Source organism: Pseudoalteromonas sp. Z1A6, from assembly GCF_011378745.1.
Classification (GTDB): Bacteria; Pseudomonadota; Gammaproteobacteria; order Enterobacterales; family Alteromonadaceae; genus Pseudoalteromonas; species Pseudoalteromonas arctica.
This window is the reverse complement of sequence record NZ_WTKW01000563.1, coordinates 1-1,557: the sequence shown is the minus strand read 5'-3', so window position 1 is coordinate 1,557 and position 1,557 is coordinate 1. Positions and strand designations below refer to the sequence as shown.

General features: G+C 41.3%; 1 protein-coding gene. It reads right to left on the bottom strand.

Annotated elements, in window-relative coordinates:
* Positions 1–113: 113 nt before the first annotated feature.
* Positions 114–1,490, bottom strand: a complete 1,377-nt coding sequence (locus tag GQR46_RS19480) for an NAD-dependent succinate-semialdehyde dehydrogenase (protein WP_165742193.1) — start codon at positions 1,488–1,490, stop codon at positions 114–116.
* Positions 1,491–1,557 lie beyond the last annotated feature (67 nt).

Genomic DNA, 1,557 nt, shown 5'->3' with positions numbered 1-1,557 from the left:
ATTCATAAAAAAGCCTAAAAGTGGTTACCCGCTTTTAGGCTTAATAATTTTTGTATTATAAACACGTATTAAAAATATCTATTTAAAACACTTATTTCATTTATGCAGCTAAATTAGCTGGCGATCATAATGCTTTTAACATTAACAAATTCGCGCATACCAAAGCCGCCGTGCTCTCGGCCATAGCCACTGCCTTTAACACCACCAAACGGTAAGTTAGGCTGTGCTAAACCGTAACCGTTAATGTTGATCATGCCGGTGTCAAAGTGCTTTTTAGCAAGCTCAATAGCTTTTTTCTCATCTTTAGAGAAAATACCACCGCCTAAACCGTAGCGAGAGTCGTTGGCGATGCGCATTGCATCGTCGTTGTCTTTCGCTTTTATTAGCGAAGCTACTGGGCCAAATAACTCATCATCGTAAGCTGGCATGCCAGGCGATAAGTTATCTAATAGCGTTGGAGGGTAGTAGTAACCTGTTTGCGATGGAATTTCGCCACCCGTTACTATGTTTGCACCGGCTTTAACCGATTGCATAACTTGGTCATGAATGCCGTCACGCAAGTCTTCACGTGCCATTGGACCTAAGTCTGTATCATCTGCCATTGGGTCGCCCATTTTCATGGCTTCAAATTGCTCTTTTATTTGCGCTTTAAAGTCATCATAAAGAGACTCAACCACTACATAACGTTTAGCTGAAACACAGGTTTCGCCGTTGTTAATCATACGGCCTGTTACACAGGTTTTAACTGCTAACTCTAAGTCTGCGTCATCAAGTACTAAGTAGGCATCGTTACTACCAAGCTCAAGTACCGTCTTTTTAGCATGCTTGCCAGCTTCTTCAGCTACTTTTTTACCTGTAGCATCACTACCTGTAAAGGTTACGCCGCTAATTGCTTTGTGTGCGATTAATGAACTTGCTGTTTTACCATCGATAAGTAAGTTGCTAAAGCAATGTTCAGGGAAGCCTGCTTGTTTAAATAAGGTGTCGATTTTTTCAGCCATGCCAAATACGTTACCAGCATGTTTTAATACTGTTGTGTTACCCGCCATGATGTTGGCAGCACTGTAGCGAATTACCTGATAAAGCGGGAAGTTCCACGGTTGAATACCCAATAATACGCCCGTTGGTTGGTAGCTAATAATTGCGCGGCCACCTTCCATATCACGTTCTTCGTCGGCAAGTACTTGTGGGCCGTTTTCGGCGGTGTAACGACAAATAGCTGCACACAGCTCAACCTCTTGAAAGCCTTGCTCGTAAACTTTGCCCATTTCTTCAGTCATAAGTTTTGCAATAGCTTCTTTTTGCTCTTCGAAAAGTGAGGCTAACTTATTAAGATATCTCGCACGTTCAGTGAACGACGTTAAGCGCCATTTTAAATATGTTTCGTGAGATTTTTCGATTACCTGCTCAGCTTCCTTTTGAGAAAGTAGTGTGTAGGTATTAATGGTTTGCTCAGTTGCCGGATTAATCGTTTTAACTGTGTTACTCATTTCTATCTCCTTACAAATTAATTATCTATAAGGGTGCAAAACAAAAGCCAGATTAGTAGTTATCAAT